This window comes from Phenylobacterium conjunctum (assembly GCF_042679085.1).
GTDB lineage: Bacteria > Pseudomonadota > Alphaproteobacteria > Caulobacterales > Caulobacteraceae > Phenylobacterium > Phenylobacterium conjunctum.
In genome coordinates this window covers 36,360-52,392 of record NZ_JBHTLQ010000003.1, presented here as the reverse complement: position 1 = coordinate 52,392, position 16,033 = coordinate 36,360, and the positions used below count along the sequence as shown (strand labels likewise).

Sequence of the window (16,033 nt, the reverse complement as noted above, 5' to 3'; positions counted from 1 at the left end):
AGTGTCGCAGGGTCGTTTCATCACCTTCGAAGGCGGGGAGGGCGTGGGCAAGTCCACCCAGATCCGCCGCCTGGCCGCGCGCCTGACCGAGGCGGGCCGCGAGGTCGTGGCCACCCGCGAACCCGGCGGCTCCCCCGGCGCGGAGGCGATCCGCGACCTGCTGGTCAAAGGCGCGGCCGACCGCTGGAGCCCGGTCACCGAAACGCTGCTGATGTACGCCGCCCGGCGCGACCACATCGAGCGGGTGATCCGGCCGGCCCTGGCGCGCGGCGCCTGGGTGGTCTGTGACCGCTACGCCGACTCCACCCGCGCCTATCAGGGCGCCGCCGGCGGGACCGATCCGGGCCTGATCGCGGCCATGGAGACTTTCGTGCTCGAAGAGGTCCGGCCCGACCTGACCCTGGTGTTCGACATGGCGCCCGAGGCTGGCCTCGCCCGCGCCGCAGACCGGACCCACGCCGAGACCCGGTTCGAATCCAAGGGCGCGGCCTTCCACGCCCGTCTGAGACAGGCTTTCCTCGACATCGCCAAGGCCGAGCCCGAGCGCTGCGAGGTGGTGGACGCGACCCAGGACATGGACGCGGTGGAGGCGGCCGTCTGGCGCGCCGTGGGCCAGCGCCTGGGTCATGGCTGATCCCGTTCCGCATCCCCGCGACGCCTGGCGCCTGTTCGGGCACGAGCGCGCCGAAGCCGCCTTCGAGGCCGCCCGGGCCCGGGGCCGCCTGCATCACGCCTGGCTGCTCACCGGGACAGAGGGCGTCGGCAAGGCGACCTTCGCCTATCGGGCGGCGCGCCGGCTGCTCGGTGCGCCGGCGGATGACCGCTATGGCGTGCTGGGCGCGGACCCGGACCACACGGTCAGCCGGCAGATCGCCGTGCGCTCTCACCCTGACCTCTTGACCCTTGAGCGCATCGGCGAGGACGGCAAACCGCGCAAGACCATTCCGGTCGACGAGGCGCGGCGCCTGTCGGAGTTCTTTTCCAAGTCCCCGGCCTCGGCGCCGCATCGGGTGGCGATCATCGACGCCGCCGACGACCTCAACGTCAACGCTGCCAATGCGGTGCTCAAGACCCTGGAAGAGCCGCCCCCGCGCGGGGTGCTGCTGCTGATCTCGCACTCGCCTGGACGCCTGCTGCCGACCATCCGGTCCCGCTGTCGCCGCCTAGGCTTCGACGCCCTGCCGGAGGACGAGGTGGCCGACTTCGTGCGCCAGCGCACGGACGTCAATCCCGAGGACGCCCTGCGTCTGGCCCGCATGGCCCATGGGGCGCCGGGCAAGGCCTGGACCCTGTCGGCGACCGGGGCCTTGGCCATGGACGACGCGGCCCGCGAACTGCTGCACGACCTGCCCCAGGTGGACGAGGCCATGGCCCTGTCCCTGGCCGACCGGTTCCGGGGCGGGGAGGGGGCGGCCCAGTTCGCCCTGTTGTTCGAACGCCTCTCCGAGCGTGTGCACCAGATGGCGCGACGCCACGCCGCCGAGGGCCGTGGCGGGCTTGATCGGTGGGCCGCGGCGTGGGAGACGCTGCAGCGCCTGCCGCGCGAGGTCGAGGCCGTGAATCTGGACCGCGCGGACGCCCTCTTCGCCGCCCTTTCCGACCTGCGCGACGCCGCGCGCGCCTGACCCTCGACCGCATGCTCATCGACAGCCACGTCAACCTTCACGCCCCCCAGTTCGACGCCGACCGGGACGAGGTGATCGCCCGCGCCCGCGCCGCCGGCATCCGGCTGATGGTCAATATCAGCGACAAGCTGTCCGGTTTCGACAAGGTCCGCGCCGTCGCCGACGCCCCGGACATCTGGTGCACCGTCGGCACCCATCCGCACGAGGCCAAGGAAAAGCCGGATCTGACCGCCGCTGACCTGACGGCCCATTGCAGCGATCCGAAGGTGGTGGGGATCGGCGAGACGGGCCTGGACTTCCACTACGACCTCAGCCCCCGCGACATCCAGGCCCAGGTGTTCCGCGCCCATGTGGCCGCGGCGCGCGAGACCGGCCTGCCGCTGGTTGTGCACACCCGCGAGGCCGACGACCTGATGGGCGACATCCTCGAAGAGGAACACGCCGCCGGCCCCTTCAAGATGCTGCTGCACTGCTACACCTCGGGGGCGGAGCTGGCCCGACGAGCCGCGGCCCTTGGGGCCTGGTTCTCGGTGTCTGGCATCGCCACCTTCAAGGCCGCCGAGGACGTGCGTGCGGTGATCCTGGATATGCCGGAAGACCGGATCATCGTGGAGACCGACTGCCCGTATCTCGCGCCCGTCCCGCACCGCGGACGGCGCAACGAGCCGGCCTATCTGCCCGAAGTGCTGTGGAAGCTGGCCGAGCTTCGCGGCTGGAGCCGGGAGGAGGCGGAGCGCCGTAACGAGGACGCCTTCTTCGCCCTGTTTGATCGGATCCCCCGGCCATGAGCGGCGAGCTTGAGATCACCATCCTGGGCTCCGGCTCCTCCGGCGGCGTGCCGCGGGCGGACGGCGACTGGGGGGACTGCGACCCGCATGAGCCCAAGAACCAGCGCTCGCGCTGCTCCCTCCTGGTCCGTCGCCTGGGCGAGGGGGCTGAGCACGAGACGACCGTCCTGGTGGACACCTCGCCCGACCTGCGCAGCCAGACCGCGGCGGCCGGGGCGAAGCGCCTGGACGCCGTCCTGCTGACCCACGATCACGCCGACCAGACCCACGGCATCGACGATATCCGCGCCTTCTTCATCCGCCAGCGTGCCCGCATCCCCACCTATATGGACGAGGTGACGACCGCCTCGATGATGCGCCGGTTCGGCTATGTGTTCGACGGCGAGGGCGGCTATCCCGGCATCGCTGAGCGCCACGTCCTGCCGGCCCATGGCGAGGCCTGGCATATCGACGGCCCCTCCGGCGCCATTCCTGTCGTCACCTTCGACCAGGATCACGGCGGCATCCGATCGGTGGGCTACCGGTTCGGCGACGTCGCCTATTCCAGTGACGTGGTGCACCTGGATGATCACGCCTTCGCCGCCCTGCACGGCCTGGACGTCTGGATCGTCGATGCTTTGCGCTGGCGTCCGCACCCGACCCACGCCCACGTCGAACGCGCCCTGGAGTGGATCGAGCGGGTCAGGCCGCGCCGGGCGATCCTGACCAACATGCACATCGACCTCGACTACAACGACCTCAAGCGCAAGCTGCCCAAGGGGGTGGAGCCGGCCTTCGATGGCCTTCGCCTGAAACATCAACTTCGGGCGATATTTCCTTGAAATCCCAGCATCTTAAGCTTGGTTTTCTCGCATCCAGAAACGGCTCGAGCATGCGCGCCATCCTGGAGGCGATTCGCATCGGGATCCTCGACGCTGAGGCCCGGCTGGTGGTCAGCAACAATCGCTCGGCGCCGGCCCTGGAGGCCGCAACCGCCGCAGGCGTCCAGACCCTCCACCTGCCGACCCAGGCGGATCCGGACGCCGCGGACGCGGCCCTGGCCAAGGCCATGGTCGAGGCCGGGGTCGAGTGGATCGTGCTGTCCGGATACCTGCGTCGGCTGGGACCTAAGACCCTGGCGGCCTATCGCGACCGGATCCTGAATATTCACCCCGGCCCGATCCCGGCTTTCGGTGGCGAGGGCATGTATGGGCGCCGCGTGCATGAGGCCGTGGTCGCCGCCGGCGTCGCAGCCAGCGCCATCACCATCCACCTGGTGGACGAGGAATACGACCATGGCGCGGTGCTGGCCGTGCGCGAAGTCCCCCTGGAGCCCGGCGAGACCGCTGAGAGCCTCGAGGCCCGGCTGACCCGCCTGGAACCTGAAGTGTTCGTCGAGACCCTGCAGCGCCTCGCCTCGGGTCAGCTGGCCCTTTCCTAGGACCGCGGCGCATCGCAATCTGGCCGCCACGGCGGCGCTGAAGACCGCCCGTCGCGTCCAAGGAGGATCCCCAATGAGCCGCAGCCGTCACCTGGTCGATCCCGAACTCCTGCCCCTGCTGGACAGCATGCCGAAGCGGACCGTCTCCGCCGAGACCCTGGCCACGATGCGCGCCTCGGCGATCAGCTTTCCGGTCGATCCGGCGGATCTTGCGGTCACCGATATGACGACCCGGCATGTCCCTGGGCCAGAGGGCGCGCCGGACGTGCCGGTGCTGGTCTATCGGCCCAAGGACGCGGCGGATCCGCTGCCCTGCATCTTCCACATCCACGGCGGCGGCTATGTTTCCGGCTCGGCCGAGGCCCTGGAGGCCGGGCATCGTCGGCTGACCAACAAGCTCGGCTGCACCATCATCTCGGTGAACTACCGCCTGGCCCCCGAGACGACCTTCCCGGGTCCGGTCGAAGACTGCTACGCGGCCCTGGCCTGGGTGTTCGCCAACGCCGGCGAGCTGGGCGTCGATACGGCCCGCATCGGCGTGATGGGTGAGAGCGCGGGCGGCGGACTGGCCGCGGCCCTGGCCCTGTTGGTCCGCGATCGGGGGGAGTACCGCTTCGCCTTCCAGCACCTGATCTATCCGATGATCGACGATCGCACCTGTGTGACGCCGGATCCCCATCCGTACGTCGGTGAGTTCGTCTGGACGCCGGAGGCCAATCTCTTCGGCTGGACCTCGCTGCTTGGCCACGCGCCGGGCGGGGAGGGCGTGTCGCCCTACGCCGCGGCCGCCCGCGCCGAGAACCTGTCCGGCCTGCCGCCGACCTTCCTGGCCACCGGCGCCCTCGACCTGTTCCTGGACGAGAACCTTGACTACGCCAGCCGCCTGGTCCGGGCCGGCGTGCCGGTGGAAATGCACGTCTATCCCGGCGCCTTTCACGCCTTCCAGTGGTCGCCCGGCGCCCGGGTGAGCCGCGATGCGGCCCGGGACAGCCGCGAGGCTCTGGCGCGGGCGCTCACCTAGCAGAATCGGCTTCGGTGACGACGCGGAAACTGGGTCACAGTCCCGCTCCAATCGTTACGGAGGACATCGCATGGCGCTCAAGACCCACAAGGCCGTCGCCGAGGAGTATCTCGCCGGCGCCACCGCCAAGGTCAGCCACAGCTTCGGCGTGCCGGCCGCCGCGGTCTGGGCCGCCCTGCTGGACGCCCAGGCCTGGACCCAATGGCTGCCGATCACCAAGGTCACCTGGACCAGTCCGCAACCCTTCGGCGTCGGCACGACCCGCACCGTCGAGATCGGCGACGCCAAGGTGGAGGAGTATTTCTTCGCCTGGGAGGAGGGCAAGCGCATGGCCTTCCGGTTCGCCGCCTCGCCCCTGCCGATCTCGGCCGCCGTCGAGGACTACCGCGTGGTCGAGACGGCGGGCGGCTGCGAGCTGCACTGGGCCGGCCGGGCCAGCGCGATCTTCCCGCTGAACATCCTGGTCAACAAGCAGCTGGCCGGCGGCCTGAAGTCGGGCATGCCCAAGCTGGAAGCGATCATCCGGGCCGAGCCCGCACGGTTCGGCCTGTCATGAGCGAGACCGGCCTGCGCGTCTCCGTCTTGCACGGGGTGCTGATGATCCTGGCCGGCATGGTCCTGGCCGGCTTTCCCCTGACCTTCCACATCGCCGAACAGGTCTATGGCCAGCCCATGCCCATGCCGGTGGGCGGTGACGCCCGCGGCTGGATGATGGCGCACCTGGAGGGGCTGATGAACGGCCTCCTGGTCATCGCGCTCGCCTTCGCCACCCGGATCGGCGGCGAGCTCAAGGCCGGGCGCGAGCGCTGGCTCGTTCCGGCCCTGCTGGTCGCCGGCTGGGGCAATGTGGCGGCATCGATCCTGGCCCCGATCCTGGGCGTTCGCGGCATGGCCTTCGACAGCCACGCCGCCAACAACCTGGTCACGGGCCTGTTCACCGTGGCCCTGGTCGCCTCATTCGCGGCCTTCTACGGGGTGATCGCTCACCTCGCGCGAAGGCCGCAGGGCTGATGGCTCAAGCCGGCTCGGTCGCCCGGGCCGGCACCGGCAGCTTGTTGCCGGCCGCCTTGGCGCGCTTCTCGCCCTTGGCGATCTCCTTCATCAGGTCAGCGACATAGACGCCGAAATCGACCTGAATGGTGTGCCGCTTGGCCGAATAGTACTGGCCCAGGTGCGTCTCCTCGTCCTTCGCCGTCACCTGGCGCATCTCGGCCGGGGAGGGGGGGAGGTACTCGCCGACCAGGTACTTGGCCACCAGCTTGGACTGCTGCTCGGCGAAGTTCACCAGGGTCGGCAGGGGCTGGGCCAGGGCCATGTAGAACAGGTTCGGGATATCCGGGTTCATCATCCGCTTGAACAGCGGCAGGCGATGGTCGGCGTCCGGGAGCAGGTCGGGCTCGCTGAAGAACGGGAACTTCATGTCATAGCCGGTGGCGAAGACGATCGCGTCCACGTCCTCGACGCTGCCGTCAGCGAAGCGGACCTGTTTACCCTCGAGCGACTGGATCGCCGGCTTGAACTTCACGTCGCCGCAGCCAGCCCGGGTCAGGAATTCGCCGGACACCGACGGGTGCGCCTCCAGCGGCTCGTGGTCGGGCTTGGGCAGGCCATAGTCTTCCATATTGCCCAGGGCCTTCTTGATGCCCTTGCGCGCCAAGGCCAGGCCCAGCTTGCGCGGCATCCAGGCCGGCATGGCGGCCTTATCCGCAGGGCGGCCGTTCATGTACTTCGGCATCACCCAGACGCCACGGCGCGCCGAGACCCAAAGGTTCTTGGCGATGGGCCGCTGGGACAGTTCGGAGGCGATATCCATCGCCGAATTACCCATGCCAACCACGACGATGTTCTTGCCGCGCATATCGACCGGATCGAAGGGATCCCGATAGGCGTGGGAATGGATGGCGACGCCGTCGAACTGGCCCGGATACTCCGGCACCCGCGGGCTCCAGTGGTGGCCGTTGCAGACCAGGACGACGTCATAGACCCGCGTCTCGCCGGTGGTCAGCTTCACCTCCCACAGGCCGTCAGCGCTGCGCTTGGCGCTCTCAACGCCTGTGTTGAAGGTGATGGTCTCGCGCAGTCCAAAATGGTCTACGTAGTTCTTGAAATACTGGAACAATTGGCTGTGGTGCGGAAAGTCCGGCCAGTCCGCCGGCACCGGGAAATCCTCGAAGGCCAGGCGCCATTTCGAGGTGTCGATGTGCAGGCTGTCATAGCAGGCGGACAGGCCATTGGGGTTCTTGTAGTACCAGGTGCCGCCGATATCGTCGGACAGCTCGAAGCAGTCGTACGGAATCCCGTAGTCTTTCAGGCGCTTGGCGGTCGAGAAACCTGTCGGCCCGGCGCCGATGATGCAAACCTTTGGAAGCTTGGCCTGGCTCACGTCCGGGTCCCCCTGACTGGATTATCGTTGTTCAGGTGGATGCTAGCAGGGCGCGGACGGCCGGCAAGCCGTGACCCGGCGTCACCTGAGAGGAATTCTCAGGCGCCAGTCGAAGCTAGATTTTACACTATAAAACAAAGGCCTGTGCGCGGACGTTGCGGTAGACGGCTAGCCGACCGGACGTTCGGTGGCGTCATAGAGGGCCATCTGGGGCGGCGCCGACGCCAGGGCGGCCATGCGGCGGACGAATTCACCGGAGGCCGGAACCGTGAAATGGGTGCGGACCGCGGCCATGTCGGCCCAGCGTTCCACGAAGACCAGCTTGTCGGGATCAGCGGCGTCGACGTGGCAGTCATGCGAGAGGCAGCCAGGCTCAGCCCGGGAGCGCGCGCAATGCTCAAGGCCGACGGCGATGGCGGCGTCACGCTGGCCCGGAGCCATCTGAACCGAGCCGAGGATGATGATCATGAGGGAAGCTCTGGGAATCACGACAAAAACAGAGCTGAAAGCCTAAAGCCGCAAAGCCCATGCGGCCAGCCTGGGCTAGCTTTCAATTTCCGATAATCTTCCTTAGGCGACGAACGTATTCGCCGATGACTGGACCCTATTGGACCCGTGTGAACGACCAACCATTCGCCCGGCTGCCGTCCAGCATGGAGATCTCCGCCTTCAGCAGCTCCCCCTCGCGCCAATAGCGGATGCGCTGCGGGTAGTCGTGGTTGGGGTTCTCGAAGGTCATGCTGGTCGCTGTGCGCGCCGTCTCAGCGAACGGGATCGGCGGGCGGCCGTTGATGGCCACCTGGACCTGGGCCTTAGGCCCGCTGATGTCGATGGTGACCAGTTCGATCTCGACGGTCTTGCCGTCCTTCACCGCCTGCGAGGTCCCAACCTTCAGACCGGCCATGGGCGGACCCCAGCGCTCACAGATCTGCCTAGGGCCCACCGGCGTGCACCAGGTCCCATCGTACCAGGCCAGCGGATCAGTGGGCTCGGCCGCCCATCCGGTGGACGCCGCCAAGGAAAGCGCCGCGGCGCCGGCCAACAGGAATCGCATGCATAGCCCCCAACTCAGGGTTGGGATTGTGAAGCCCGTCCGGCGCGACTGCAAGGACGGGACCGCCTCACGGCCCCGCCCCCTTCCCGTTCACTCAGGGCTTCATCCGGTCCGCCGCCATCCAGCAGGCGTGGAAGCCCAGCGGGATACGGTGTGGGATCAGCACCTGGGCCACCGGGCCGGCCGAGATGTCCCGGGCGTCGAACACGTCCAGGGTCTCGCGGCGCAGCTTGTCGTTCCACTGGAAGGTGATGACATAGCCGTGGTCCTCGCTCTCAGGATTGTCGGCGGCCGCGAACCAGGGCTCCGAATAGAAGCAGCTGCTGGGATCGTCCGACCACTCGCCCAGGCTCTCGCCGGTGTCGAGGTCGTACTTGCGGATGCCGTACCACTGCAGGGTCCGGGTCTCCGAATGGTCCACGAAGTAGCCGTAGCGAGTCCGGCGGCCGGACAGACGGCTGTTGTAGGTGGGGAATTCCACATTGCGGTCGGGATCGAGGCAGCGCTCCTCGGTCTCGCCAGTCTTCACGTTCATGCGCCAGACCCACAGGCGGGCCTTCATCACCAGCTCAGCGACGTTCTTGGCGGTGCGCTCGGCGTCGACGCTGCCGTCGGCGCGGGTCTCGGGCATGTAGCGGGAGCCGACCATCACCACCCAGTCGCCCTCCTCCCAGGAATTGGCCACGTGGTAGATGTAGCAGGGCGAGAACTCGAACCACTTGATGCTGTCGCGCGCGCCATAACGCGGGATCACGCCGAACCGGGCCGGGATGTCCGGATAGTACTTCACCTTGTGCCGGCCGAGCTTCAGCGCCTCAGGGTCATGGAACAGCGGCAGGTCGTGCAGCACCGAGTAATGCTCAGTGATCGCCATGTCGTGCGGCAGGCGCGGCCCCGGCAGGTCGATGGGGGTGAAGTGCTTCAGCGCTCCATCCGGCCCCACGACGCCATAGGACATGTAGGGCGCGTCCAGCCCGTAGTCGAAGAAGATCAGCTCGTCGGTGACCTCGTCGACCTTGGCGTGAGCGGAAATGCGACCACCAGACGCCAGAATCCCCTGTGACTTGCCCAGCGTCTCCAGGGTGACCGGATCGATCTCATAAGCGTCGCCAGACATGTACCAGAGGGCCAGAACCTTGCCGCCCTGGGCCACCAGATCGGTGTTGGCGGTGTCTTTCAGGCGCTTGTCCTCGCGGCCCTTGAGCGTCTCACGGATGCCGTGGAACAGCCCCTCCCCGGCCGCGTCGTCTTCCTTCCAGCCGTCCGTGCGGACCCAACGGTTGCGATAGGTCAGCCTGCCGTTCTGAAAGTGCGCGGCGTGGATCATCCCGTCGCCGTCGAACGGGTGATAGCGCCCGTTGGGCGCGTAGCGGATGTTGGGGCCGGCGCGCAGATAGACCCCGTTCAGGTCCGCAGGAATCGCCCCCTTCAGGAGCGGCAGGTCGGAGAGCGTGGTCTCCGTCCGGGTCGGCCCGTAGATCCCCATGAGGGTCGGGCCATAGGCGTCGCCAAACGGGGCGAGGTCGTCAGGGGGCACATGGGTGTTCATGGGTCGTCTCCTCCAGCCACAGTCTTGTCGTGACTTTTATAAAGAGACTTACCCCATGCGCCCCTTGATCTGGATCAATCCGTGGTGTCGTCCACCGGCGCGTCAGGACCGTTCTTCTTGATCGACTCGATGGCGTTCTTGGCGCTGGCCTTGGAGGCGTAGCCCTCGGTCGAGAAGATGGTCTCGCTGTTGTACTTGAACCGGACCCGGAACTCCCCGGCCTTGTCCTTGTAGATCTCGAACTTGTGCGCCATGAGCGGTCTCCTTCGGTCTGGCTTGCATCGCGAGGGTTCGCCAGCGCCGGGTGCAGCGTCAACCGCCTGTCCGGCCCAGCCTGGGCAAGTCACGGTAGAATGGTTGTGATCATCGCCCCGAAAGCGTCCGCGACCGGCGCCACCAGCTCTCCGGACGAACAGCGCAGGTCGTCCCCTGTGGTGTGGAACCAGCGGTGCCCGCCATAAAGCCCGACGGCGGCGCCGTAGCCGGCCGCGATCACATTGACCAGTTCACCCCCGGCGTTAGCGCGGTCGGCGGGATAGACCGCCTCCAGGCCGGAGATCCCCTTGAAGGCGGCGCGGGCCTGGTCGATGAACTGAGGCGTGGCGGTCAGCACCCGCTGGGGATCGGCGCTGGGCAGGGGCCGCAGGATCCCCAGCTCATGCCAGTCGCGGGCCGCGGCGCTGGCGCCGATATGGACCCAGGCGTGGGTGTCCGCCGGCTTCGGCGCCTTGTGCGCCAGGTACTCCTCGCCGCCCAGATAGATGTATTCGTGGCCGCTGGTGACCACGAATTCCAGGTTCACCTTGGGCTTGGCCGCGGCCAGCCGCTGGGCCAGCGTCAGCCAGACAGCGAGCCCTGAGCCGCGCTCGGCCACACAGTCGAACCAGCCGGACCGGGGGGTGGTGACGATCAGGGTCTTGGCCGCCCCGCGATCCATCCGGCAGATGAGATTGTAGGCCGGCCGGCGCCCGACGGTGGCGTCGACCGTCAGGGTCGCCCCCTGCCCCGCCCTGGCCGCTTCCAGGAAGGGCTCGGCGTCCTTGGGCGCCAGCACCGCCACCGGCTTCTGGAAGCCGGGCTTGGTGGCGCTGACATTCAGGGCGATAGCCTCGCCGGTGGGGCCCGTGGTGACCAGCACCGCCGCCGCCGCGCCGCGGGCCAAGGCGTCGGCCACAGGCTTGCTGGCCGTCGGATCCGCGAGGCTCACCCAACGCCGGAACGGCAGGACCACCACAGCGATGGCGCCGTCCAGGCCTGCTTCCGAGGACGCCAGCCGCAGCGGACCGCTCAAGCCCCCCGGACCGGTGGGAACCACGACGCCCTGGGGCAGCACCTGAGCCTGCACCCCACCAGTGGTCAGGGTGGCGGTGCGCACCTCGGCGAAGGGCACGTCAAAGGTCTGGCGCTCGCAGGCATAGCCCTGGGCGGAGAGTAGGCCCTCCAGCCAATCACCGCAGGCGTTGTCGCCCGCGCCGCCAGAGGCCTTAACTCCAAAGCCCGCGAACCGCTCAAGCACAGCCTGCAGCTCCACCGCGCTCGCCCCGGTCCCAGCTACCGCCTGGCCCGCTGATGCGCCGCCCGCCGCCATCATACCCGCGCCCATCAGAACTCCTCGCCGCGACGCCCGCATGCCGCTCTCCCGCAAACCCAGGGGCGAGTCGCCGCCCTACCGATCGTTAGGTTCGACTTATAGCGGCGAACGTCCCGCGCGCCATTGTCCCGCCATAAGTCCGGCGTGCAATTCTCAAATCACCTGATCTAAGGAGTCCCCATGCGTCTGCTCCTTGTGTCCCTGTTGGCCGCCGGCGCCGCCACCAGCGCCGTGGCCGCGCCGCCCACCGTCACCGTGAACCTGTCCCCCGCCGTGCGGAAGGCGGCGGCGGAAACCTATGGGGTCGCCGAGGTCGACCGGGTGGCCGAATCCCTGCGCCAGACCGTGGCGCGCAAGCTCGACCGGACCGGCGCGCTCCAGGGCGCCCAGGTCGACCTGACCCTGGATGACGTGAAGCCCAATCGGCCGACCTTCAAGCAACTGGGCGACAAGCCCGGCCTCTCCTACCAAAGCTTCAGCGTGGGCGGCGCGCGAGTCACCGGATCTGCGACCGCCGCGGACGGTTCGGTGACGCCTGTCAGCTATCAGTGGTATGAGACCGACATCCGAAACGCCTGGTATCAGCCCACCTGGGGCGACGCGGACCGGGCTTTTGGCCGGCTTGCGGACCGCCTGTCGCGCGGAGACGCGGGACCGGACCGCTAACCGCTTGCCTCCTGGGGCCGGCCGGGGTCTCATCCGCGCCTAAGCCGGCGAGGGCGACCGGCGACAGGGGGCGAAAGACATGGCGAAGGCCGAGCGGCGATCAAGTTGGACCCTGGCGGCCTATGCCGCACCCTGCCTGCCCTTGGCGGGCCTGGGCCTGCCCCTCGTCGTCTACCTGCCGGAATTCTACGCCAGCGAGATCGGGCTGAACCTCAGCCAGGTGGGCTTCGCCTTCATGATGGTGCGCCTGTTGGACATGGCGTTCGACCCGTTCATCGGCGGCGTCATGGACCGGACCCGTACGAGGTTCGGTCGCTTCCGGCCCTGGTTCGCCCTGTCGGCGCCGATCCTGATGCTGGCCACCTACATGCTGTTCATGGCCAAGCCGGGAGTGAACACCTTCTACCTCTGGGCCTGGCTGCTGGTGCTCTACGCCGGGGTCTCGATCTCCAGCCTGTCTCAGTTGGCCTGGGGCGCGGCCATGTCCGGCGCCTATGACCAGCGCTCGCGCATCTATGCCTGGTGGCAGGGCGCCAATGTGGTGGGGATGATCCTCGTCCTGACCCTGCCTGCCCTGCTGCCGAGCCTGGGGGTCAAGGGTCACGCCGCCGCGGTGGGCGCCATGGGGTGGTTCGTGATTCTGCTGCTGCCCATCACCGTCGCCCTGGCCATCTGGCGCGCGCCGGAGCCGCTGGTCGCCTCCAAGCCGGACCATGCGGGCCTGGGCGAATACTTCAAGCTCCTGAAGCGGCCGGCGGTGGCGCGGCTGCTGATCGTGGACTTCCTGGTCGGCACCGGTCCGGCCATCACCGGCGCCCTGTTCTTCTTCTTTTTCACGCGGGTGAAGGCGTTCGACAAGACGACCGCCAGCGCCCTGCTGCTCGCCTACTTCATCGGCGGTCTGGTGGGCGCGCCCATCTGGACCCGAATGGCCTACAAGATCGGCAAGCACCGCGCCCTGGCCGTCTCGGGTCTGTTCTACGCCCTGATCGCCGTCAGCGTGATCGCGATCCCGCCGGGCATGGCGCTGATCGCCGGCGTCATGATGTTCGTGGCCGGCCTGCCCTATTCCGCCGGCGCCTTCCTGCTGCGGGCCATGATGGCCGACGTCAGCGACGAGGTGCGCCTCGAGACCCGCATCGACCGCACGGGCCTGCTCTACGCCCTGCTCACCGGCACGGTGAAGATCGGCTCGGCCGTGGCCGTCGGGGTCAGCTTCAAGCTGCTGAGCCTGTTCGGCTTCGATCCAAAGACCCACGGGCAGGAAGGGCTGACGGCCCTGGCCTGGATGTTCACCGTCGCCCCCGCGGCCCTGGCGGTGCTCGCCAGCGCCCTGATCTCCCGCTACAGCCTGACCGCCGAGCGGCATGCGGAAATCCGCGCGGCCCTGGACGAGCATGACCTGGCCATGGCCGCCCCGGAGATGGCCTCGGACCCCAAGTTCGCCGAAGAGATCCACCCCATCGGCCGGCCTGCAGAATAGGCCATGACCGAACGGCCGATCGACCGCCTGCTGGAGATCATGGCGCGGCTGCGCGCCCCTGAGGGCGGCTGCCCCTGGGATCTGGAGCAGACCTTCGCCACCATCGCGCCCTACACGGTGGAGGAAGCCTATGAGGTCGCAGACGCCATCGAGCGAGGCGACCTGAAGGACCTGCGCGAGGAGCTGGGCGACCTGTTGTTCCAGGTGGTCTTCCATTCGCGGATGGCCGAGGAACAGGGCGCCTTCGCCTTTGACGACGTGGTCGAGGCCATCGTCGCCAAGATGATCCGCCGGCACCCGCATGTGTTCGGCGAGGCTGACCATCGAACCAGCGCCGAGCAGACCGACGCCTGGGAGGTGATCAAGGCCCAGGAGCGGGCGGAAAAGGGCAAGACCGCCAGCCTGCTGGACGACGTGCCCGTGGGCCTGCCGGCCCTGACCCGGGCCACGAAGCTGTCCAAGCGCGCCGCCCGCGTCGGCTTCGTCTGGCCCAGCATCACTAAGGTGCTGGAAAAGCTGCACGAGGAGGTCGGCGAACTCGAGGTCGAGATCGCGGCCGGCGACATGGACAAGGCCCGCGCCGAGCTGGGCGATGTGCTGTTCGTGGTGGCCAACATCGCCCGCACCCTGGACATCGAGCCCGAGGACGCCCTGCGCGCCACCAACGCCAAGTTCACCCGGCGCTTCCAGTACATCGAAGCGGCCCTGCGCGAGCGGGGCAAGACGCCGGAACAGTCGGACCTGGCCGAGATGGACGCCCTGTGGAACGCGGCCAAGGCGGCCGAATAGCCCGCTTCAGTGGCGCAGCTCGGCCTGCGGGAAGAGCTGCTCGAACTGGCCCAGCGCCTGCGGGCTGAGACTGACCTCCAGCCGAACGCCGCCGTCGTCATGGGTCTCGCGGGCGATCACCCGGCCGTGACGATACAGCCAGGCGATGGCCGCGCCCTCCCCGGCCGGCGCATGCACCTCCACCGGCGGCGCTTCGTCCACCAGGCCGGCGACCGTTTCCAGCAGCAGGTCCAGGCCTTCGCCGGTGACGGCGGAGACCGCGACCGCGCGCGGAAAGCGGCGGCGCGCGTCCCCCAGCACCTCGGCCTTGGCCTCGCCGTCCAGGAGGTCGATCTTGTTCCAGACCTCGATCAGCCGGCGCTCATCGAGCTCGACATCGAGGCGGGACAGCACGGTGCGCACATCCTTGGCCTGGGCCTCAGTGTCTGGATTGGCGAGGTCGCGGACATGCAGGATGACGTCAGCCTCCTTCACCTCCTCCAGGGTCGCCCGGAACGCCTCGACCAACTCGTGCGGCAGGTCAGAGATGAAGCCCACGGTGTCGGACAGGATGCAGGGCCGCCCATCGGGCAGCTTCAGGGTCCGCAAGGTGGGATCCAAGGTCGCGAACAGCATGTCCTGGGCGACCACGTCCGACGCGGTCAGCCGGTTGAACAGGGTCGACTTGCCGGCGTTGGTGTAGCCGACCAGGGCGACCGATGGCACGGGCGCGCGCTGGCGCGCCGAGCGCTGCAGGGTCCGGGTGCGGCGCACCTCGGTCAGGTCGCGCTTCAGCTTGCCGATCTTCTCGGCGATGAGCCGGCGGTCCGTCTCAATCTGGGTTTCACCCGGCCCGCCCATGACCCCGAAGCCGCCGCGCTGGCGCTCCAGGTGGGTCCAGGTGCGAACCAGCCGCGAGCGCTCATAACTCAGCCGCGCGAGCTCAACCTGCAGCCGACCTTCGCGGGTCCGGGCGCGACGGGCGAAGATCTCCAGAATCAGGCCGGTCCGGTCGATGACCTTGACCCCCCAGGCCTTCTCCAGATTGCGCTGCTGGACCGGCGTCAGGCTGTCGTCGACCACGGCGACGCTGACGTCCGCGGCCTCGCACAGGGCGTGGATCTCCTCGACCTTGCCGCTGCCGAACAGGGTCGCAGGCGTGAGTTTTCGCAAGGGCGCGACAATCGCTTCGCGCACCTCGAGATCCAGCGCCAGGGCTAGGCCGATGGCTTCCTCCAGACGTGCTTCACCGCTGCGATCCGCGCCGCGGTCGTCACGTTCGGGATGGATGACGATGGCGCCCTGGACGGGCGCCGACCGGTCTATGGATTTTGAACTCAATCCGACTCGTCTTCCGCCGGCTCATACAGCTGAACGGGCTGGGCCGGCATGATGGTGGAGATCGCGTGCTTGTAGACCAGCTGGGACTGGCCATCGCGACGCAGAAGAACGCAGAAATTATCGAACCAGCTCACCACACCCTGAAGCTTTACGCCGTTCACCAGGAAGATGGTCAGCGGCGTCTTCGACTTCCGCACGCTGTTCAGGAACGTGTCCTGGAGGTTTTGCTTCTTCTCGTTCGACATGGCTTGTCGCCCTTTTTTTTGGGTTCGGGAGCGACATCGCTCCCACACACGCAAGGTCACGCTAGCGCGCCGGCTGTAACCGGCGCAATCGCGCAGTGA

General features: G+C 68.2%; 19 protein-coding genes. 11 read left to right on the top strand and 8 right to left on the bottom strand.

From position 1 onward, the window contains the following. The first annotated feature begins 1 nt into the window (after position 1). The 8 genes from tmk (at position 2) to ACFQ27_RS01810 (ending at position 5,865) form a co-directional block, all read left to right on the top strand. Entirely contained in the window at positions 2 to 634 is a 633-nt protein-coding gene (tmk, locus tag ACFQ27_RS01845) for a dTMP kinase (protein WP_377352172.1), read from the top strand. Next, positions 627 to 1,625, top strand: a complete 999-nt coding sequence (locus ACFQ27_RS01840; protein ID WP_377352170.1) for a DNA polymerase III subunit delta' — start codon at positions 627 to 629, stop codon at positions 1,623 to 1,625. The genes tmk and ACFQ27_RS01840 overlap by 8 nt, the downstream gene beginning before the upstream one ends. 11 nt (positions 1,626 to 1,636) lie before the next feature. Beyond that, positions 1,637 to 2,413 (top strand): TatD family hydrolase, encoded by a 777-nt coding sequence (locus ACFQ27_RS01835; protein ID WP_374346654.1) that lies wholly within the window; start codon positions 1,637 to 1,639, stop codon positions 2,411 to 2,413. Next, positions 2,410 to 3,234: an MBL fold metallo-hydrolase gene (locus ACFQ27_RS01830; protein WP_377352168.1), complete on the top strand. Its 825-nt coding sequence runs from the start codon at positions 2,410 to 2,412 to the stop codon at positions 3,232 to 3,234. The genes ACFQ27_RS01835 and ACFQ27_RS01830 overlap by 4 nt, the downstream gene beginning before the upstream one ends. After that, complete coding sequence (locus ACFQ27_RS01825; protein ID WP_377352167.1) at positions 3,231 to 3,833, top strand: formyltransferase family protein; 603 nt, start codon at positions 3,231 to 3,233, stop codon at positions 3,831 to 3,833. The genes ACFQ27_RS01830 and ACFQ27_RS01825 overlap by 4 nt, the downstream gene beginning before the upstream one ends. Positions 3,834 to 3,906: 73 nt before the next feature. Beyond that, positions 3,907 to 4,854, top strand: a complete 948-nt coding sequence (locus ACFQ27_RS01820; RefSeq protein WP_374346657.1) for an alpha/beta hydrolase — start codon at positions 3,907 to 3,909, stop codon at positions 4,852 to 4,854. Between the two features lie 70 nt (positions 4,855 to 4,924). Further along, positions 4,925 to 5,410 (top strand): SRPBCC family protein, encoded by a 486-nt coding sequence (locus ACFQ27_RS01815; RefSeq protein ID WP_374346658.1) that lies wholly within the window; start codon positions 4,925 to 4,927, stop codon positions 5,408 to 5,410. Further along, a complete protein-coding gene (locus ACFQ27_RS01810) occupies positions 5,407 to 5,865 on the top strand; it encodes a hypothetical protein (protein ID WP_374346659.1) in 459 nt (152 codons plus the stop codon). Before ACFQ27_RS01815 ends, ACFQ27_RS01810 begins: the two co-directional genes overlap by 4 nt. 4 nt (positions 5,866 to 5,869) lie before the next feature. Here the strand turns inward: ACFQ27_RS01810 and ACFQ27_RS01805 are convergent, their stop codons facing one another. The 6 genes from ACFQ27_RS01805 to ACFQ27_RS01780 form a co-directional block, all read right to left on the bottom strand. Then, positions 5,870 to 7,237 carry a flavin-containing monooxygenase gene (locus tag ACFQ27_RS01805; RefSeq protein ID WP_374346660.1) on the bottom strand — a complete coding sequence of 456 codons (1,368 nt, stop codon included), beginning with the start codon at positions 7,235 to 7,237 and terminating at the stop codon, positions 5,870 to 5,872. 168 nt (positions 7,238 to 7,405) lie between these two features. Continuing rightward, on the bottom strand, positions 7,406 to 7,705 hold the full coding sequence (locus ACFQ27_RS01800; protein ID WP_377352165.1) for a putative quinol monooxygenase: 300 nt from the start codon (positions 7,703 to 7,705) through the stop codon (positions 7,406 to 7,408). A 136-nt stretch (positions 7,706 to 7,841) separates the two neighbouring features. Next, positions 7,842 to 8,291: a DUF6265 family protein gene (locus ACFQ27_RS01795; protein ID WP_377352164.1), complete on the bottom strand. Its 450-nt coding sequence runs from the start codon at positions 8,289 to 8,291 to the stop codon at positions 7,842 to 7,844. Positions 8,292 to 8,385: 94 nt separating this feature from the next. Further along, the gene (locus ACFQ27_RS01790) at positions 8,386 to 9,840 is read right to left on the bottom strand and encodes a carotenoid oxygenase family protein (protein WP_377352162.1); all 1,455 of its coding nucleotides are present in this window, start codon (positions 9,838 to 9,840) and stop codon (positions 8,386 to 8,388) included. 74 nt (positions 9,841 to 9,914) lie between these two features. Then, positions 9,915 to 10,094: a YegP family protein gene (locus ACFQ27_RS01785; protein WP_374346664.1), complete on the bottom strand. Its 180-nt coding sequence runs from the start codon at positions 10,092 to 10,094 to the stop codon at positions 9,915 to 9,917. Between the two features lie 89 nt (positions 10,095 to 10,183). Further along, a complete protein-coding gene (locus ACFQ27_RS01780; RefSeq protein ID WP_377352160.1) occupies positions 10,184 to 11,443 on the bottom strand; it encodes a hypothetical protein in 1,260 nt (419 codons plus the stop codon). Positions 11,444 to 11,611: 168 nt separating this feature from the next. Between ACFQ27_RS01780 and ACFQ27_RS01775 the strand changes: the two genes are divergently transcribed. From ACFQ27_RS01775 to mazG, 3 genes are all read left to right on the top strand, one after another. Then, positions 11,612 to 12,097 carry a hypothetical protein gene (locus ACFQ27_RS01775; RefSeq protein ID WP_377352158.1) on the top strand — a complete coding sequence of 162 codons (486 nt, stop codon included), beginning with the start codon at positions 11,612 to 11,614 and terminating at the stop codon, positions 12,095 to 12,097. A 79-nt stretch (positions 12,098 to 12,176) separates the two neighbouring features. After that, a complete protein-coding gene (locus ACFQ27_RS01770; RefSeq protein ID WP_374346667.1) occupies positions 12,177 to 13,580 on the top strand; it encodes an MFS transporter in 1,404 nt (467 codons plus the stop codon). A gap of 3 nt (positions 13,581 to 13,583) precedes the next feature. Next, positions 13,584 to 14,369 carry a nucleoside triphosphate pyrophosphohydrolase gene (gene mazG, locus ACFQ27_RS01765; protein ID WP_377352156.1) on the top strand — a complete coding sequence of 262 codons (786 nt, stop codon included), beginning with the start codon at positions 13,584 to 13,586 and terminating at the stop codon, positions 14,367 to 14,369. Between the two features lie 6 nt (positions 14,370 to 14,375). Here mazG and hflX read toward each other — a convergent pair whose 3' ends face one another. Further along, positions 14,376 to 15,689, bottom strand: coding sequence for a GTPase HflX (hflX, locus tag ACFQ27_RS01760; RefSeq protein WP_377352154.1), 1,314 nt, complete (start codon positions 15,687 to 15,689; stop codon positions 14,376 to 14,378). Continuing rightward, positions 15,686 to 15,934: an RNA chaperone Hfq gene (gene hfq, locus ACFQ27_RS01755; RefSeq protein ID WP_374346670.1), complete on the bottom strand. Its 249-nt coding sequence runs from the start codon at positions 15,932 to 15,934 to the stop codon at positions 15,686 to 15,688. The genes hflX and hfq overlap by 4 nt, the downstream gene beginning before the upstream one ends. Between the last annotated feature and the right edge of the window lie 99 nt (positions 15,935 to 16,033).